15 protein-coding genes are annotated in these 17237 nt (G+C 59.9%); 5 read left to right on the top strand and 10 right to left on the bottom strand.

The annotated features are described in order from the left end of the window. From NSE01_RS19865 to NSE01_RS19835, 7 genes are all read right to left on the bottom strand, one after another. Positions 1 to 675, bottom strand: coding sequence for a hypothetical protein (locus NSE01_RS19865; RefSeq protein WP_147161343.1), 675 nt, complete (start codon positions 673 to 675; stop codon positions 1 to 3). Continuing rightward, complete coding sequence (locus tag NSE01_RS19860) at positions 672 to 1517, bottom strand: DsbC family protein (RefSeq protein WP_147161342.1); 846 nt, start codon at positions 1515 to 1517, stop codon at positions 672 to 674. Before NSE01_RS19860 ends, NSE01_RS19865 begins: the two co-directional genes overlap by 4 nt. A 10-nt stretch (positions 1518 to 1527) precedes the next feature. Beyond that, positions 1528 to 2820, bottom strand: coding sequence for a TraB/VirB10 family protein (locus tag NSE01_RS19855; RefSeq protein WP_147161341.1), 1293 nt, complete (start codon positions 2818 to 2820; stop codon positions 1528 to 1530). 5 nt (positions 2821 to 2825) lie between these two features. Continuing rightward, positions 2826 to 3626, bottom strand: a complete 801-nt coding sequence (locus NSE01_RS19850; protein ID WP_147161340.1) for a type-F conjugative transfer system secretin TraK — start codon at positions 3624 to 3626, stop codon at positions 2826 to 2828. Next, positions 3623 to 4186 (bottom strand): type IV conjugative transfer system protein TraE, encoded by a 564-nt coding sequence (locus NSE01_RS19845; protein ID WP_147161339.1) that lies wholly within the window; start codon positions 4184 to 4186, stop codon positions 3623 to 3625. Before NSE01_RS19845 ends, NSE01_RS19850 begins: the two co-directional genes overlap by 4 nt. Before the next feature lies 1 nt (position 4187). Further along, the gene (traL, locus tag NSE01_RS19840; RefSeq protein WP_147161338.1) at positions 4188 to 4472 is read right to left on the bottom strand and encodes a type IV conjugative transfer system protein TraL; all 285 of its coding nucleotides are present in this window, start codon (positions 4470 to 4472) and stop codon (positions 4188 to 4190) included. 85 nt (positions 4473 to 4557) lie between these two features. Continuing rightward, positions 4558 to 4809, bottom strand: coding sequence for a hypothetical protein (locus tag NSE01_RS19835; RefSeq protein WP_231729329.1), 252 nt, complete (start codon positions 4807 to 4809; stop codon positions 4558 to 4560). A 421-nt stretch (positions 4810 to 5230) separates the two neighbouring features. Between NSE01_RS19835 and NSE01_RS19830 the strand changes: the two genes are divergently transcribed. From NSE01_RS19830 to NSE01_RS19820, 3 genes are all read left to right on the top strand, one after another. Continuing rightward, the gene (locus NSE01_RS19830; protein WP_147161336.1) at positions 5231 to 5605 is read left to right on the top strand and encodes a hypothetical protein; all 375 of its coding nucleotides are present in this window, start codon (positions 5231 to 5233) and stop codon (positions 5603 to 5605) included. Positions 5606 to 5695: 90 nt separating this feature from the next. Beyond that, positions 5696 to 6145, top strand: a complete 450-nt coding sequence (locus tag NSE01_RS19825) for a hypothetical protein (protein ID WP_147161335.1) — start codon at positions 5696 to 5698, stop codon at positions 6143 to 6145. Between the two features lie 147 nt (positions 6146 to 6292). Then, positions 6293 to 6568: a hypothetical protein gene (locus NSE01_RS19820; protein WP_147161334.1), complete on the top strand. Its 276-nt coding sequence runs from the start codon at positions 6293 to 6295 to the stop codon at positions 6566 to 6568. On the opposite strand, the gene NSE01_RS19815 is transcribed toward NSE01_RS19820, so the two are convergent. From NSE01_RS19815 to NSE01_RS19805, 3 genes are all read right to left on the bottom strand, one after another. Further along, complete coding sequence (locus tag NSE01_RS19815) at positions 6548 to 7402, bottom strand: lytic transglycosylase domain-containing protein (protein WP_246135301.1); 855 nt, start codon at positions 7400 to 7402, stop codon at positions 6548 to 6550. The two genes, NSE01_RS19820 and NSE01_RS19815, sit on opposite strands and share 21 nt — an antisense overlap. A 126-nt stretch (positions 7403 to 7528) precedes the next feature. Beyond that, on the bottom strand, positions 7529 to 13591 hold the full coding sequence (locus NSE01_RS19810; RefSeq protein WP_147161333.1) for an HTH domain-containing protein: 6063 nt from the start codon (positions 13589 to 13591) through the stop codon (positions 7529 to 7531). Positions 13592 to 13750: 159 nt separating this feature from the next. Next, entirely contained in the window at positions 13751 to 14761 is a 1011-nt protein-coding gene (locus NSE01_RS19805) for a site-specific integrase (RefSeq protein WP_246135300.1), read from the bottom strand. A 235-nt stretch (positions 14762 to 14996) separates the two neighbouring features. Here NSE01_RS19805 and NSE01_RS19800 point away from each other — a divergent pair, with 235 nt between their 5' ends. Then, positions 14997 to 16655 (top strand): TnsB C-terminal domain-containing protein, encoded by a 1659-nt coding sequence (locus NSE01_RS19800; protein WP_017503293.1) that lies wholly within the window; start codon positions 14997 to 14999, stop codon positions 16653 to 16655. Beyond that, on the top strand, positions 16652 to 17237 hold a 586-nt coding region (locus NSE01_RS19795; RefSeq protein WP_147161332.1), incomplete at its 3' end, for a TniB family NTP-binding protein. The genes NSE01_RS19800 and NSE01_RS19795, both read left to right, overlap by 4 nt.

Raw genomic sequence — 17237 nt, 5'->3', positions numbered from 1 at the left:
TCACTCCACCACGCCGCTAAAGGCGGCGGGCTTGGACCGAGCGCGGGATCCCTTGGCAGAAAGCCGCTGCGCAACCTCCGCCTGAATCTGGGCGATCGGATTCTCCGCGTCGGCCGCGGCAACCTCAGTCTCAACCGCACCCTTGCCAGGATCAGCCTTTGCCTCGCGCCCTTCCGGCAACACCGCCAGCACGGGTGGAGCGCTTTCGGCTGCGGCAAGAAGGCCGCGACTGCGCGCGGCCTTGGGACCCCGCCGGGCAATCTGCTCCATCGCATCCCCGCGCCCGGGAAGCAGCGCTTCGGTGCTCACGACCCGGCGCGCATGCGCCGTCCCGCTCGCATCGGTGAAACCAGGGAAGACGACAGAGAGCTGATAGCGCGGCGCGCTGCGAGCCACAGGCGCTGTGCTCACCAGATGCGTGTCATGGACAGGTGCATCGATCCCGTCGTCCATCCGGAAGGGTCCGGCAGGATTGAGAAGGTCGGTCGAGCTGGTTTCCTCGATCCGGGCAAGCGCACTATCGTCGATCACGGACGATGGCGCGCAGATGCCGTCGGGCGCGTTGCAGCGGAAATTCGCACTGACATTGGTGCCAAGCGTCGAGCAACCCGACAGTAGGCCCCCGAAAGCGGCGACGACCACAGCAGCGTGCGGGCGCAGATTCTTGTGCGTCATGATGCTTTCCCTTCGATCCAGCTCAGCAGGAAGTCGCGCGGGCGGTAGCCATGGAGCACCGCACCATCTTCGCGGACGATGACAGGCGTGCCGCTGAAGCCGTGCTGCCTTGCGAAGGCCTCGTTGGCATCGAGCCCGCTGGTGTCACACGATCCTGCCGATGTGACCGCCCCGCCCTCGTAGGCCTGGGTTACTGCCCTGCGCCGGTCGGACGCACAGATCACGGCTTCTGAGATCGGCCTTGTGCCGAGAACCGAGATCGGACGCTCGATCACCTTGACGTTGAGGGTCCCAAGCGTCTCATGAAGCCGCTTGCAGTAGCCGCAGCGGAAGTCGCTGAAGACCGTGATGGTTCTGGTTCCCCGGCCCATTGCGATGCTGCCGTTCTTCGGCAGGGCCGCTAGGGCTGCAGGGTCGACCCGGGAGTCGCCTTGGGCCGGTGCTGCAGACGGCGAACCACTTGCGCCTGCCTTGGGCGCGGCCTCGGTTTCGTCGCCTGCCCCGGCACCACCGACAAGCATGTCAGGATTCATCTCAAGGAGACGAGCGGCCGTAAGGTCCTGCTTGGTCTCCATGTCGTAGACGCGTCCGATGATGAGGTAGCGCGCGCTATGGTCGATATAGAACAGGTTCTGCCGGGCCTGAACTTCGCAAACGCCGTCGATGGACTTGCAGTCAATTGATGTGATCTCGGTCTTGGGCAAACGCTTCGTGAGCGCCGCCTGGATCGACGCCGGGGCACTCGCGGCCGAGGCATGAGCAACGGCCGCGATCGCAGCAAGGCCACTGGCAGCCAGACCCGCAGCTGCCGCGATCTGCCAATTTTTCCATTTGCGCTCCATGGTGATCCCCTCAGTTTCTGATGAAGGTGCCGTCGAGGAAGACGACCTCGACCGCTGCCCCGGTGGGCATTTCGACAACCGGCTGATATTGCTCGGCGCGCTCGATGAGATATTCGGAGACCGTCATGCCGGCCTGCTGGCCGCCACCGCCCAGGGCGCGCAGCCCGATTTCTCCGGCACCGGGAGTCTGACGGCCATCGCCTGCGATGATCGGCTGATTGAACCCCTCATTGAGCGCATTGCCGACGCCGCTCACGAGACCCGCCAGAAAGGCCTGGGTGGTCAGCGAGCCTTCGCGGCTGACAACGCGGCCGCGCACGCCCACTTTGCCGCCGAACGCGATGAACCCCTTGACCTCCGATACCGCGAAGCGGCCGCCCGGCTGTGCGCAGGTCATGCGCTGTAGTTTCACATAGACCTTCTCCGAGGAGAGGTCCCCGTAGGCTGCGCCGTTGACCATGCAGCCTTGCACCCGGGTGGCGAGCAGCTTCCCATCCCCATAGACCGAGCGCGCTGGCCCGGTAATCCGGAGGAGGACGGGGAGCGGATCGCTCTGACTGCGCGTGTTGGTCGTTGCATCAACGCCCACCACCACCGTTGCCTTGGCGATCGAATTCGGAGGCAGATAATTGGGCGAGTCCGTATAAACGGCGGGCGACTTTGTCGGATCGATGCGCGAGGCAGTACCGCTCGCAGACGTGAACGACACCATCTGGACGTCGCTCCCGCGGCGCGCGGGCGGTGCTTCTGCGGCTCCTGCCTCCTGCGGCGCCGGCACGCCCATCTCGCGGGCCGCTGCCACAGGTCCTGGTGCGGTGGGGCGCGCATTGCCCCGCTGGACCTGCTGTCGCAGCTGCTCGTTTTCGCGCTCATAGGCTTCAAGGACACGCTGGCCGTCGCGGGCCATGGCCGCATTTTCGCCGCGCAGCGCCTCGATCTCCGATTGCATCTGGGCGAACTGGGCGCCCTGCGCCTCAAGACCCTTGAGGCGCACGTCGGTCGAGTTCATCTCGCCCTCGTACATGGCGACCCATTCCTGATCGACGCGCTGCCGGTTCAGGAGTGCATCGGTCGAGACGGTTGTCTTGGCCCCCTTCTCCGTTGCCTCCTCGATGGTCTCTTCGGTGTCGAGGACGTACATTGCCCCTGCCACTGCAATCACCCCGGCGAGACCGAACATGAGCATCTTCTGGCGCTTCTGGGTCAGTGAGTTCTCGGCAATGGCACCGGTCGCATCGAGGGTGTCATGTTCCTCAGCCTCGCTTGCATCGAGGTCCTTGGGTTTGCGCTTGAGGAAATCCATCTGACTTACCCTCCTGAGGGAACGACGACGTAAGCGGCGGTGGCCTGGCCGCTGGCGAGGTTGGGATTGGAAATGCTAACCGCGATGGCTCCGTCTCCGGCGATGATCTCTTCCTTGAGCGTCATCGGCTCGGCACCGTTGTTCTCGATACGCAGGACCTTCCCGGTCATGGTGGGGCTGCGATATTCGCTGACCAGCTGGACCTTGAGATCGCCGACATTGACGGGAGCGCGAGCAGCATCGCTGATCTCGAAACCTGCGATGCGGCGCTGCTCGAACATGGCCCGAACGAGCGAGACCGCACGATCATCGAGCGTTGCAGATGCCTCCAGGGATTGCAGCGCACCCTGAGGATTTTCGAGATCGGCATTGGCTACGAAGACCTGGAGCGCCGCTTCGCCCGACACTTCGCAGTCGAACTTGTAGACGAAGCCTCGGCGCGTGGTCCCGAAGAAGGAGATCTTACGCTTGGAATAGCCGTCCGGAACGGAGAGATAGATGTCGCCGCGTGTCGGCTCATGCACGATCGAGAAGTCTTCCTGCGGAACACCCGTCTGGACACGCGAGACCGAGACGAACTGGTCATCCTTGAGCGAAATGCGAGTAAGGTCCGACTTCGACGCCTTGCAGCGCACCTCGCCATTGTCGGCTGCGAGAATATGCTCGTCGGCCAGAGCCGGGACGGCGGTCAAAGCGAGCGCGCCACCGACCATAACGACCCCGCACAGGCGCAGGAGCTGGCAATCGAGACGGGAGGCCAGGACGCTGCCAGTCGCAATCAGCAACGAAGGCACAATCGGGTTCATTGTTCGTGCTCCTTCTTGACGACCACGCCAAAGCCCTTGAGGCGCAGCGAGACGCCGGTGTGCTGCCAATGGAATTCGAAGATCTTGTGCTCGCGGCGGACGTCGCGCGAACCGACGATCGTGTGGAGCACGCCGCCGACCTGACTGGTCAGGTTCTCTGGGTCCGTGCGGATCCAGTCGATCGTGATGAACTGGGTGACCTGCGAGTCCTGCTGCTCATCGATGATCTTGAGAAGGTTGGCCTTGAGCGGGCCCCGCGCCTCCGGGGCGGCAATCGCAATGAGGCCATCGAGCCAATACTGCAGGTTCTCAGGCGACCGATTGAGCGCGAGCTGCGCCGTGTCGCGGGTCACAGCCTCGAGATATTCGGGGCTCACCGCCGCTGAGCTGAGCACCATTTCGCTGGGAAGGATCGGCTGAAGGACAACCTCCCGGTCTCGCGTCGTTGCAGCGACGAACATCACCAGGACCAAGGCAGCGAGAATGATACAGGTCAGAGCCAGAATGTTGCGCTGCTTGAGCGTCCGCTGCGAAGCCTCGTGTGCGAATGAAAGTTCCATGTCAGCCCGCCATCACACGTAAGTGGGAAGGCGGAGCGACCTTCAGACCGAAGAATTCGCCCGGCAGATGCCAATAGGCAAAATGCAGGACCCAATACATCGATCGCCCAGCTTTGAGTTTGCGGTACCCAAGCCATGCAGCAACGGCCAGAAACAGGCCTATGACGACATGCTGCGCGAGAATTCCCCAGGTGAACGGGATCACAAGCACAAGGAATTCATCAAGCGACCAGAACCCGATCAGTTCGGGATCGTCGAGATGCTTTGGAATTGAATACTTGTCCAAAGATCGTCTCCGCCAGAAAGGTTTGCTGCCATTCCCATGCGGGTGATGGAGCAGCGCCCCCGTTCGCGTTGATCCGTGCTCTCGCTCAGATCGTCGCCGTGACTGTGGAAGTGACGATCGGCACGCCCGTCCCAGCGCCGACCCCGACGCCGACGGGGATCGCGACCTGGCCGAGCGAGAAACGCCCGCTGGCCATGGCAACGATGCCGCCCGCGAGCGACAGAACGGTGATGATCCGTCCGCCCGACCCCTGAAGGAAGCCGGTGAACCGCGTGAGCGCCGTATTGAACGTGGCATCGGTGCCGGCCATGGCCGCTTCGATACCGAAGACGCTCATGGCGGTGGCGGCAGCAAAGGCGACGGCGAGCGTCCCTCCTGCCTGCTTGAGATCCTGAACCTTCATTGTCTTCCCCTTCTGGTTGACCAAATGACGCTGTGCGTCGTCACCAAAGGGGCCGCAGGCGAAACCTTTTCTCAATTACTGTTGTGTAGGGCGAAGTCGGAGAAGTCCGCGAATCACTGTTTTTGATGCCGGGTGGTCCGGTTTTTGATACCGGGTGGGTCGATTTTTGGCACCACGTGGTCATGGATTCATGACCAGGGTGGCATGCTGGTAATACCACGTGGTCCTGAATCCATGACCACGTGGGTCTGTTTTTCATGCCACTGGTCCGAATCGTTGCAGCGGCTCGGCGAGGAGATACGGAACCAACGCCAAGGGCCCCGATCAGTAGCGAACAATGGCGGGAGGAGACGCAATGGCCAGCGAAAAGGAGGTCGTCCACGAACTGCTGGTGAGTAAGGAGGCATTCGCGATCATTGCCGAGGCCATCAAGTGGATGACCATAGAAAAACTGAAATTCCAGCGCCTTAGGGACGTGATCACGGATGTGATCCGCGCGCCGGATTTATCCAATCAGGACTTGATCGCAGCATTCAACCGGCACCGGCCGTGCGACGGGCGGGTCAGGATATACCTAAGATTGAGCGGTGCCCTGAATGCGGAATTTGACACCCTCAAAGCCCGACTCGCAGAGGTCACAGGCGACCAGTGCGGCGTACGTGAGACGGTAGTCTTCTGCGCGCTTGCCATTAGCCAGCGCCAAATTTCTCTTGCCAAAGCCGCCTTTTAGAATTCACATCATGCAACTGCATAGGGAGAATTGACGGAGGCAAGGATGGGTCAGGGGGCGCACCCAAACCAGCGGAAGAGCTGTCATCAGTTGCAAGCTGAGTACGCCGATTTGATCAAGGACCAGATGAGCCGGCAGGGGGTCAGTCTGCGTCGGCTTGTGGATGAGGGAATCATCAAGAGCAGCCACCGCAGTGGCCTGTTCGAGCGCATCGCTGATGGCAGTATGTCGACGGCCGAGTTTAACCGACTCAACGAGAGACTTGCCATCGATCCTGTCAGAGCTGCGATCGCCGTCCACTGCTTTGTCAGCCCGGAGTCTTATGAGGACCCCTGCTGCGAAACATCTGCCCATCTCGCCATTGCCCTTGCGCTCCAGCTCTCCGAGGAGATGGCCGCATGCAATGGGACTTTCGAGCCCATTCGCGAAGCCCTATGCCACGGCATAGCGCAGCGCACCTCCAGCGCCATTGTAAGGCATCACGCGGCGCTGGAGGCGCGGCGACAGGATCCTGCGCTCTTTGATCGCTCTTTCGGCTGACCCAGCAAAAGCTGCGCCCGCCGAGCACGCCCCAGTAGTAGGAGCTTCGCCGACCCGTCGATGATATGGTAACGTGACTCGGAGCATGATGGCCGCGAAGCTCTTTTAGAGCGGCAATCTGCTCAAAGATCGGGGATACGTCTGACGGTGAAGCAAGAAGCGCTCATTGCCTGGACATCGCTCTATATTGCGGTCGGGATCATGGCACTGATCTGCGCCGCACTTTCGACCTTCGTGACCCTCAATGACTGGCGCACCGGCCGATGGGCTCCGCCTCGCGCCAGCACGCTCGACAAGGCATTGCTAATTCCGAAGCTATGGCTGCGCTGGCAAGCCAACTATCTCACAGGCACACCGGTGATCCTGGCCATCAGCCTGTACTATGCCTCCAGCATCGGCTTCTCAGTTTTCTGGGACATCTGATCCTCCAGCGAAGGCAAGAAGACGCACCGCTCTGAACGGGTTCTCGCCTCCGAGCCGTGCAAGTGAGGCGGGCGCCGGGCCGCTGCCGCCTAGAGATGCCAGAATGGTTCGAACATAGCTGCGGGTCTCGGTGAAGGGCGGAACTCCACCATGCTTGTCAACGTTGCCCGGACCCGCATTGTATGCAGCCAAAGCAAGATGCCACGAGCCATAGCGATCGAGCTGCTCACGCAGGTAACGCGCTCCCCCACGGAGATTTTCGACAGGGTCCCAAGGATCTGAAACGCCAAGATAGCTTGCAGTCCCCGGCATCAGCTGTGCCATGCCCATCGCCCCGGCAGGACTGCGTGCAAAGGGCTGGTAGCGGCTTTCATGAGCAACAAGCGCGTCAAAGAGCCGCACAGGAACGCCGGCTTCGCAAGCCGCTGCAGCGACGTGGCGGAAATAGAGACGGCGCCGCGATTGGGCCAAATCGGACAGGTCATAGCGCGGGAAGTAGCCTCCATAGAGGCAATCGGGATCTACCCCGAGGCTCGATGCGTTCACCCGCGTGGGAATGACGGCAGAGCTTCCGCGTCTCATCCATGACGGGATGTAGAACAATGGCGTCGTGGGGCCGACAGGGGTGATCGCCTCCTCCGCATAGGAAGTCGCTTCACTCTCGGGAACGAGCTGCTTGGCCTCCGGCTGCGCGGTCGGGCTTTTGACAGCCACTCCTGGCACCAGGAGCGAGAATTCGGAGGGTATGCTGCTCGAGAAGTCTTCAAGCTTGGCCTCTTGGCCTGCTGCCTGGGAGCTGAGCGCCATAAGTGCTGCGCTGAGGTAGAATTTCATAACCACACCTTTCGGCATGGCTTGGGAACCGCCGTATCAAACTATCTAGAACGCTGTGCTTGTGCAAGCGCCCATACGTTTACTGATCCTGACAGAAAATCATACGGCGGCAGACAAATCTGGCCATTAGTATCTCGCGGTCAGTTCGCCGATGATGTCCACAAACGGCTCTGCATGCTGCCCAGACATACTTCGAGCGAAATGCCGTGCGGCAATAATAGCCTGTTCTCGAAGAGGCTCGTGCTGCGCGAGCCGGAACAGCTCGCGCGCCAAGAATTTCAGGCGCTCGGGAATATCGCCGATCATCCTAGCCCGCCAGATCGCGATCTCGAACAGCACCATGGCTTCGCCATCACTTTCACGATGGCCAAGTACCTTCGAGGCGGCATCGATCCTGTCGGCCTGATCAACCCAGCCATTCACTGCGGCAAGTGCGGTCAAGGTGAGAAGGTGGAAGCGCGCACTTTCCACATCTTCGCCGGGAAAAGTTAAATCCCAATCATTTGCACGCTCATGCGCAAGGTCAGCCAAATTCTTCGGTAACGTCGTATCGGCGCTCGCTTGTCGGAGCAAATTCCAACCAGCCAGCGCTTCGCGGCTGCCCGGCTCGGCTGCTAGCAACGCTTCTAGCAATCCCTCTACCTTGTCACCAAATAGCGCGCCAGCATTGGGATAGTGCGCATCAAACACCTCCCCTAGCTCAGCCTTAAGTCTGCTGGGCATCGCGTTGTCCGGCGCCAATGACCCGCGAATGATGTCCATGCGGGGACGCTCCGAATCGTCGTTGATAGCGACCACGAGCTGACGGAGCTTCAACTCTGCCCATTCTTGATGAGACGCTATCTTCTGAAGCTGCATCAACGCCGGCGCCGCTATATGTGCTCTCAAGCGATCAACAGAGATCTGCTTGGGGTTGGCGGTGTCCTCGGTGAACTGATCGAGTTCCTCAACCAGAATGCGCGGTGATGCCAGCCGACTGCCTGAGATCATGTCGAGCATGTTCTCGATAATGACATGTCCCTCGGCCAGAATCTCGGTAACCGAATTGGCATGCGACCAACACGCGGCAAGCTGCTTGCGCGCCGAAAGCCTTGCCCACTCCGGGTCGGCATAAGCTTCCGACGCTGTGAACTGCGCAAGGGCGATGTAGAGGTTCCAAAGAGGAGCGGCCTCCACCGACAGCGCTCGCTCAGCCCAACCCTGCACTATGGCCAATTCTTGCTCGCTCAAGTCGCGGTTCCCCAGCGCATCGACAAGAAAGAGCTGTGCCCAAGGCGGTGAGCTCTCGCCCTCAACTTCATCAAGAAAGCGTGCCATGCCATGTTCTTCGAGCGACTGGAGGGCGGTCACGATCGCCACTGGAGGGGCGATGGGGAGGCCGCTTAGCCTGCGCACCGCTACGACTAGGCCGCGCTCATCGATCAGCGTTTGCGCTGCCTGCTCAAAATCGTCTTCCAAGCGGAGGTGACGGATGACTTTGCCGATCGCGTCGGGAGCAAGATCGGCCAACGCGAACGCTCGCCTTTCGCGAACGCCGGTCCGCAGATCAGCATACCAGTGCTGCATCGTCTCATGCGTTTTGGCTAGGCTGGCCTGCACTCGCAAATAGGTTGGGCTCTTCGTGGCAATCGAAGCATTAAATGCGTCCAATTCGTCTTCCGATAGGTCAAAGACGTCGGCCCGCTCAAGCAGCGCTTCCTTCCGAACTGCGGCGTCATCGCTTGCAACCCGACGCGGCCAAGTATCAAGACGCATCCTTCGCCGACCTACTGTTAGTTCGAGATGGGGATCGTTGTCGCTCTCGATCCATTCGATGCTCGCTAGATCGCCGCGCATCGTCTTCAGTTTCTTAACCTCACCGACGGCGGCGTTGACGAGCGCGTCCCAAAAGTCCCGCTCGTCAAAGTCGAAAACGTCGACCGATATCTGCCCATGATCAGGGAGATTGAAAGCTTCGCGCATACCGGGACGCTGAAGCAAAGATTCTCGAAGCGGCTGCGGCATGGCATTTAGCATCCGCCCTGACAGCGCCAGCCAAAGTCGTTCTTCCAACTGTCCGTCGTCGGTCCGTGTCATATGGCCTTCGATCATCTCTTCGAGGCCGGCGCGCACTTCAGGTCGGATGCGCAGCGCGTTTGCAAGCACATGACGCCAAAACCAGTCGAGATATGCGCGTTGCCGTTGCTCGGACCTCTTGCCTGAGAAAATCTGGATGGCGACGAGAGCCAACCCACCGAGATGAATGCCAAGCAGGGTGTCAGAGCGAGGATCCCCTGCCGCCATAACCTGCATGGGGAAGAGGCTCATCTCCAGCGTATCGACAATCCAAGCCGATGCGACCTCAGCATCGTCCACGGTCCAGCTGCTATCGTTCCAGATCGTTGCGAGGGCTTGGCTAATCGCATGTCCGGAGTCGAGCAAGAATGGGACCTCGCCCTTGATGCCTTGTTCGAGCGCTGTCGGCTCGGGCCACTGCAGACGTCGACGATGAATGAGGGCCTCGCCGATGGACCGGCGAATAATGGCGAGGTCGTTGCTTTCTCGAAGCTGGCCATTTCGCACCGCCGGTCGCAAGAAACGGGCGATCTCGGTGCCACGTAACGGCATGAAGAGCCAGCGCGCAGCACGCAGGCGCTGCCGAGAATCGTCTCGCTGACGTTCTGTAAGCCGCCCATATCGAAGAAGCGCATCGAGAATTTCGACCGTTGTCGCGATCCGGAAATCCTGATTGTTGATCGACGAGGTATAGCGGTCATCGACCCATGCGATCCCTCCGTTTGTAGCCAGCGATTGTAGTAGCTGTATGAAGCTCCGCCCCGCATGCTCCGGCTGCTGAACATCACTAACCGGAACGCTTTTGTAGGTGCCGTCTTCGAGACCGACCCGGATTTTGCCGATAAGGTCAGAAAGACTATGTACCGTCGCCTGCCGCCGATCCGCATCTGCGATCGTAGCTCGGATATCAGCAATATCAGTTGCCTGAATGCCAATTTGAAACTGCGAGCACACAGTGCCCAGAAGATTCGCCTCTTCTAAGGTTACAGCAATGCCATGGTCGAGCGTAACGACTGCGCCTTTCGGAGGGGCTGCGCCAACGGCAGCAGCGTCGAGAGTCGTACCTAATGTTTCGCGCGCTTTTTTCTCGGCTCGCTTTCCTAGCGGATTCGCTATGACGTCAAACAGGCGATGAAAGGACAAAGTAGAATTTGGTTCTCCGCCATCTCCCTCCCAAAGCACGTGAAAGGTATCGATCGCAGATAGCTGCGCCTGATCGTGAAGCTCCCCATCATTGAGACGCGACAGAACGGTGCGCATAGCGTCAATGCGTTCAGGCTGTGCGATCTCGCTGTCCGATCGCAGTGCCAGCAAGCTAGGAACGGTTTCCGGCGCAATCCACAGCGGTCCAAATGCGCGTTCGGCATGCTCGAGAATTCCGAGGCCGTGCGCTGTCAGTAGCGCCGTGAGATCCACCAGAAGCCGAACATCCATGCGATCGTCCGGCCATGGGTCTTCCTCCATGCGCCGTCCGTAGCGCGTCGAGAGAATGGTCCGGTTTTCCGCAGGTTCGGGTGGGTTAATGAGCGGCTCAAGATAGGTAGAAGCCATCGCTTCCTGCCGCAAACTCGCAAGAACATAAGCCGGTGCGTGTCCAGTAGCATACAGTTCGAACGTCCGCTCGGCCTGCTCGCGGCGCTCCCGCATCATCTTCACGATGTCATCCATCGAGATTAGCGTGACCCCGCCGCGTCCTTCCGCGCCCAGTTGTTGAAGGCGGCCCGTAAGTACGCGCTGTTCCGACGCCATCTTCAGCTTGAGCGCTAGATCGAAGGCTGCGGTCACATATTCATCGGGGGCGTTGGCGGAAATATGCCGAGTGATGCGCATCGCCGCATCGGGATGAGACTGCAGGATAGCTCGCGCTAAGGCGATATGCCCTGGCGATGGTTGCGCTAGGGTCTCGGCATGCTGCTCGTAAAGCGACAGAGCCTCTGGCGCTGCCCCAATAGCCAGTTGAAGCTGGATTGAGCGCCAAAGGTCGTCAGGCCGTTTCGTTGATTGAGCAATTAACAGGCTGACGTTGCGTGCACCGACCAACTCTCCTGCGGCCGCGAGATTGATCGCGCGCAGTCTTTCGAGTTCGACGGGGAGGGTTCCGTTCGGGAAGGCGTCCAGATGCTCAAGTGTTGACAGCACCTCGGAAGGCTGACCATTCCGATAATAGGCATGCGCGGCTGCCGCCAAAGCCTCCGCAGTTCCGATTTCTTTGATCAGATAGGGCGCAGCCTTTACGGCCCTTTTGTGCCATCCAGCTTCGACCAGCATTTGTGTGGCGGCCAAAATTACTCGCGGATCACCATTTTTGGCGAGCTGCTCTTCCAGGACTGCGGAGATAGCGAAACGTCGCTGCTTCTTTCGACGAATGGCCATCGCGCGGCGCAATCGAAGCCAAGGATACGCTGCTAACGCGCTTTCTTCTATTGGACGATGTGACTCCATGTCGATGACAGCGAGCCAATAATCTCGCACCTCCGAATGGCCTGCGGCCGCCAGCGCATCTGAATGCGACTGCAGGATATGGCGTGCGTGCGTGAAATCGCGACTTGCGTTTGCAAGCGCCACGCGGATGAATAGTGTCTCGAAATCCCCGGGATCAGAAGCAAGCGCTGCATCGCATTGCACGATTGCGGCTTTTCTATCGAACGGAAGAGCTCGAGAAAGTGCCCATGCAATTAGCGGTATGGGCAACGCCCCATCAGCTTGCAACTCAGCAAGGCGCTTCGTTGCATCCTCGTGCCGCCAAGGCATACACGCCAGGACGGCGAAGTGCCACATAACCATAGATTGGTAAGCATCCAAAGCAGGATCCGCGATCAACACGCCGAAAAGAGACTCTGCTTTTTCCAAGTCGGTCCGGGCCGAATCCGATAGCCGCACTAGGGGCTGATCGATTGGAGGTGGCCATTCACCCATAGCAGCTTCGACTGATGGCGCTAAGGCGCGATGAAAATGGCAGATGGCCAGCACCTGCTGGCAAGCACGCGTTTCAGGTTCCCGAGCGAGGGCTCGCTGCGCCAAAACGACTGCCCCATCGCGATCGTTTGCGGCCAGCTTTGCCAAGGCGGCGATACGAAGGGCTTCGGCCCGAATGTCATCAAGTTCGATATACGCTGCTAACTCATCGTAAGCGGCCTGTGATTGGCGCTGACGAAGCAAAGCCACGGCTCGCACTTCCGCCATGTCTATTGTGTTCTCAATAGACACGTCCTCCAGTATTAGCTGTGGACCAAGTTCCTCAAGAGCCAAGATTGCTCTTAACCTGTTCGACTCTCCTTCTAGCGAATCGGCTTGATCAAGGAGCTGCCGTACTCGGGCAAAGTTTTCCGAAGGGATGAGCAGGCCTGCCAAGAGCCGCAGCTTGTCAGCTTTGACGCTCGCAGTGAGTACGTCCACGGCTTCGGAACGCAGCGCACTTTCAAGTTCCGCTATAACACGTCGCGATTCTCCTCGCCTCGCACGGCGCTTGAGTTCTGCAATCTCGCCCGTTTCAGCCTGGTTGAGCCGGGTCACATAATGCTGGAGACAGACTGCGCTTAGGTCCGAACCGCGCTCGAGAGCCTGCTGCAAACCAGTGAGTGGGCCAGTGGGCTTGCCAAAGATCCGCTCATACCAGTCTTGGCCCAGATAGGTTCGAACGGCGACATTCGCGCCGGGCAGCCGATCATATATTTCGGCTGAATCCCACACCGAAAATTGAATACCGAGGGCTGCGAACCTCTGGGTTTGGGCGATGATCTCGTCACCTGCCTGACGACTTTTGATCGCACAGCCAACGAACAGGATGAAGCGGCGAACGTCCTTTTCTCGCCAATGACTTTCCCAGTGCTCGATGAACTTATCTGCAGCTGTGCGGATCTCACTTTGCCCGAACCGACGCTCTGCCTTGGATTGCCCAACTTCAAGATACGGGATTGGGTCGTGTCGATGAAATGCGATGTGATCAGCGCCAAACTGCTCTTGTCCGTCAGGACCATAGAGTTGCGTGCCGATGATATCGGTCTGAGCTGCGTGCAGCGCACGGGCAAAATTTTCAAATCCCCGCGAGCCCAACTCCCAGAACGCATGCTCATCATGCGGATTTCGCGAGAGCCTAGGATAACTTGGTTGCGGAGCGACCGAAGACTTTTTCATCACCTTTCACAGTATCTTGTCGTTCCACGGAGCGCCAGCGTGGTGCGCCATGAATTACCAGTCTCCGCAATAGCCGAACGTGCCCGGAAGTGGCGGCGAACGGTTGCTTTATCCCAGACCCTGACCGTTACCGTCATCCAATGCGCTCATGAACGCGGACTAAAGAAAACTCTGGCCCGCATGGTTGTCGAATAGTGCCGCATCGCGCACATAGCCCAGCAACACCTCGACCTTCTTCTGTCGCGAAACCTCCTGCATCTTCGGCAAGGAGGCCCCCGCCTTTGCCGCTTCAGTCAGGAACCCTGACCGAAGCGAGTGGGCTCCGATTGCGGATGGATCGAGACCGACTTTCCTGGCGTAGCGCTGGATCAGCCGCGCCACCGAACGATCTGACATCGGTTCCTTCGTCATCAAGCCTTGCGCATCGGTCCGGTAGAATAGGGGACCCGCCTCCCCTCCCCTGACGCTGAGCCATTCGTTGAGGCGGAGACCTGGTTTGAGCACCTTGCCCGAGGGCACCGCGATGACCTGCCCTTCCCCCTCCTGATCGGTCTTGGAGTGCCGGATCGTCAGCTTGAGCCCTTCTCGGACGAGCTCCAGATCGGCGAGTTGCAGGGCGACCAGCTCCGAGCGCCGAAGCGCCGCTGCGAGACCTAACGCCATCACCGCGCGGTCACGTATCGCCCGCGGGCTCGATCCTTCAGCAGCAGCTATCATCCGCGCCAGATCGACCGCCAGAATGGCACTCTTTTTGCGTGTTGGCCGTGCCCGCTGCTCACGCCGAATGCCTGCGAGCGTATCGGCGATCACGTCGCGAGGATCACGGTGCTGCGGCGCCACGTGCCCCGCCTGTCGGTGATGCCATGCGATAGCGGCTAGGTTTCGCCCGATGGTGCTGTCAGCCCTACCAGCCTGTGCCAGTGACGCCAACCAGGTAGCGACCACCTCGGGTATCGCCGGCATGGGCTCAAGGGCGCGCGTCCAGCACCATTCTTCGAACTGCCGCCAGTCGCTGTCATAGGCGCGTACGGTATTCGCGGCCTTGGATCGCGCCCTGTAGGAACGGGCGGCCTCGATTTCGGCGGCGAGCTGTGGCGGGATTGTCTGTCCGAGCGGGACGGCGCCCTCATCGATCGGCACCTCAACGATCATCCCGTTGCTGTCAGCCAAAGCGCCTCTCCTTCATGCTCCGTCGCGCCGCGCGTTTCTCCGGCATTCTGCCCTTGGGAGAGCGGCGGCGTCGCAGTGGATTTGTCACTTAAAGAATACGGGCGGACGAGAAAACGGCCGAGTTGCGTGGATCATGTACAAGAATACCTCCGGACGTTCGACCTGACAGCGCGATTCTGCTACAAAACGACCGGACCCGGCAACACGAGTCCCTGGCGAAAATCGGGGATAGGTCATGGCCGAAACAGGCACTGCCCTCACGACGGTTGATCATACAGAATGGCGCAAAGCTTGTGAGCGCGAGCCTATCATTCGTGCGCTTACGGCAGAGCCCCGGCTCGGACGCAAAGCGATTGCTGAGGCCGGCCTGAAGCTGAGCCTCAACCGGTCCCGAATTTACGAACTGCTCGCGAGATACCGGGAAAACCCAGTGACCAGTTCGTTGGTCGACCAGCACGATGGATTTCCCAAAGGGCGCTCTCGCCTCCCTTGCGAGGTGGAACGCCTGATCGATGCCAAAATAGAGCAATTTTATCTCAGCCGTCCAAAGCCCACCATCGCACAACTGGTCCGTCAAATTCGCTTTTCGTGCCTGGAGCAGAATCTGCGACCTCCAGCACGGCAAACTGTTGTCCTGCGGGTCAACGCCGTGGAACGGACACGCCTGACAGGCGCCCGTGATGGGACCAAAGCCGCAGCAGACCGCTTCCGACCCGTCGTCAGCTCATACGAGGCGCAGTACCCTCTTCAGGTCGTACAGATGGACCACACGCTGGTCGATATCATCATCGTCGATGAGTATCTCAGGAGACCGGTCGGGCGGCCAACGCTGACCCTGCAGATCGACGTAGCGACGCGGGTGATACCCGGCTTCTACATTTCACTGGAACGACCTTCCGCGATTTCGGTCGGCATGGCGATCCGTCATGCAGTACTGCCCAAGAATGATTGGCTGGCCGATCGAGAGCTCACCTTCGCATGGCCTGTCTTCGGCCTGCCAGACATCCTCCATCTCGACAATGCCTCGGAATTTCACTCACGCGCGCTGACTCGGGGCTGCCAGCAATTTGGGATCGAGCTTCACTACCGTCCACCGCGCACTCCGCACTTTGGCGGGCACATCGAGCGCATGATCGGCACCGCCATCGGCGAAGTTCACCTTCTTCCGGGTACTACGTTCTCCAACATCCAGGACAAGGGAGACTACGACGCTGAGGGCAAAGCCTGCATGACCCTCAAGGAATTCGAGCGATGGTTCGCCCTCCAGGTGGGAATCTATCATCGCACCATTCACAGCTCACTTGGCGTCCCCCCGATGACAGCGTGGCAGGACGATCAAGGTAAGCGTGTTGCAGCCCTGCGCCTGCCGGCCGATGAAGAACGTTTTCTGCTCGACTTCCTCCCGTTCGAGATGCGCCGGGTCCGGCGCGAGGGCATCAAACTCTTCCACGTTTTCTACTGGCATGGCGCTTTGGCCACGCTGGTCGCGAACAGCGTTCATAAATTCCCGATCAAATACAATCCGCTCAACCTCTCGGCCGTCTATCTCGAACTGCCCGGCGGCGAGCATGTCACAGTTCCTCTTCGCGATAAGCGGCGTCCTGCAATTACCAAGTTCGAGCACGACCAAGCCCTGAGAGCGCTTCGAGAGCGCGGGCGAACCGCCGTCGATGAGCAGATGCTTTTCGAGATGGTGAGCACGCAGCGCAGGATTGTGCTTAGGGCCGTAGAGAAGACGCGCGGAGCTCGACGATCAACCCAACGCATCGTCGATGCGCTCATCCGCGGCGAACCGCCTGCGGCCTTTGTCCAGCACCAAGAGGCCAACGCGCAGCTGACACCGCCAAATCTCGACGGGCCGGTTGTACCACTCGCGATCGAGGAGCAGTCATGAACGTGCTCTACAGCCATATCTTCCCGGCTTATCGCGAGTATGCCGAATTGACCGATGAGGCCCGGATCGACTGGCTACGCCGCGACCGCTGGATATCGTTGCCACAGGCTGAGGCCGCGCTCCGCCACCTTGAAGACCTGGTAATCTATCCGCCGCGAGGGCGAATGCCCTGCCTGTTACTGTTTGGCGCCACCGGGATGGGCAAGACCGAAATTGTCAGCCGCTTCTCGAAACTTCACGCTCCTCAGTTCGATATCAGGACCGGGCTCAGCAAGATGCCGGTGTTGCTCGCGCAGATACCGCCAGAGCCGAGTGAGGAGCAATTTTACACCGAGGTGCTGACCGCGCTAAATTGCGTCGACCTTAGCCGACTGTCCGTGCGATCGATGCGAGCGGAAGCCAGGCAACTGCTTGCCGAAGTCGAAACCAAGGTGCTCGTCCTGGATGAAATCGACAAGATGCTCGCCGGCACTCCTCGCCAGCAGCGGGTGTTCCTCAATACTATCCGCTTTTTGACCAACGATCTGAAAATTCCAATTGTTTGCGCAGGGACCGAGGACGCGCGGATGGCGGTCCTGATGG

The sequence above is a fragment of the Novosphingobium sediminis genome (assembly GCF_007991615.1).
Taxonomy (GTDB): Bacteria; Pseudomonadota; Alphaproteobacteria; order Sphingomonadales; family Sphingomonadaceae; genus Novosphingobium; species Novosphingobium sediminis.
Note: the sequence above shows the minus strand (reverse complement) of the source record. Positions and strands in the feature narration are given on the sequence as shown.

Excerpts from the sequence above, each read along its gene's own strand:
- NSE01_RS19830 (WP_147161336.1), top strand. The coding sequence starts at position 5,231 with ATGGCCAGCGAAAAGGAGGTCGTCCACGAACTGCTGGTGAGTAAGGAG.
- NSE01_RS19850 (WP_147161340.1), bottom strand. The coding sequence starts at position 3,626 with ATGAACCCGATTGTGCCTTCGTTGCTGATTGCGACTGGCAGCGTCCTG.
- NSE01_RS19815 (WP_246135301.1), bottom strand. The coding sequence starts at position 7,402 with ATGAAATTCTACCTCAGCGCAGCACTTATGGCGCTCAGCTCCCAGGCA.
- NSE01_RS19810 (WP_147161333.1), bottom strand. The coding sequence starts at position 13,591 with ATGAAAAAGTCTTCGGTCGCTCCGCAACCAAGTTATCCTAGGCTCTCG.
- NSE01_RS19835 (WP_231729329.1), bottom strand. The coding sequence starts at position 4,809 with ATGAGCGTCTTCGGTATCGAAGCGGCCATGGCCGGCACCGATGCCACG.
- NSE01_RS19860 (WP_147161342.1), bottom strand. The coding sequence starts at position 1,517 with ATGGAGCGCAAATGGAAAAATTGGCAGATCGCGGCAGCTGCGGGTCTG.
- NSE01_RS19845 (WP_147161339.1), bottom strand. The coding sequence starts at position 4,186 with ATGGAACTTTCATTCGCACACGAGGCTTCGCAGCGGACGCTCAAGCAG.
- NSE01_RS19800 (WP_017503293.1), top strand. The coding sequence starts at position 14,997 with ATGGCCGAAACAGGCACTGCCCTCACGACGGTTGATCATACAGAATGG.
- NSE01_RS19865 (WP_147161343.1), bottom strand. The coding sequence starts at position 675 with ATGACGCACAAGAATCTGCGCCCGCACGCTGCTGTGGTCGTCGCCGCT.
- NSE01_RS19855 (WP_147161341.1), bottom strand. The coding sequence starts at position 2,820 with ATGGATTTCCTCAAGCGCAAACCCAAGGACCTCGATGCAAGCGAGGCT.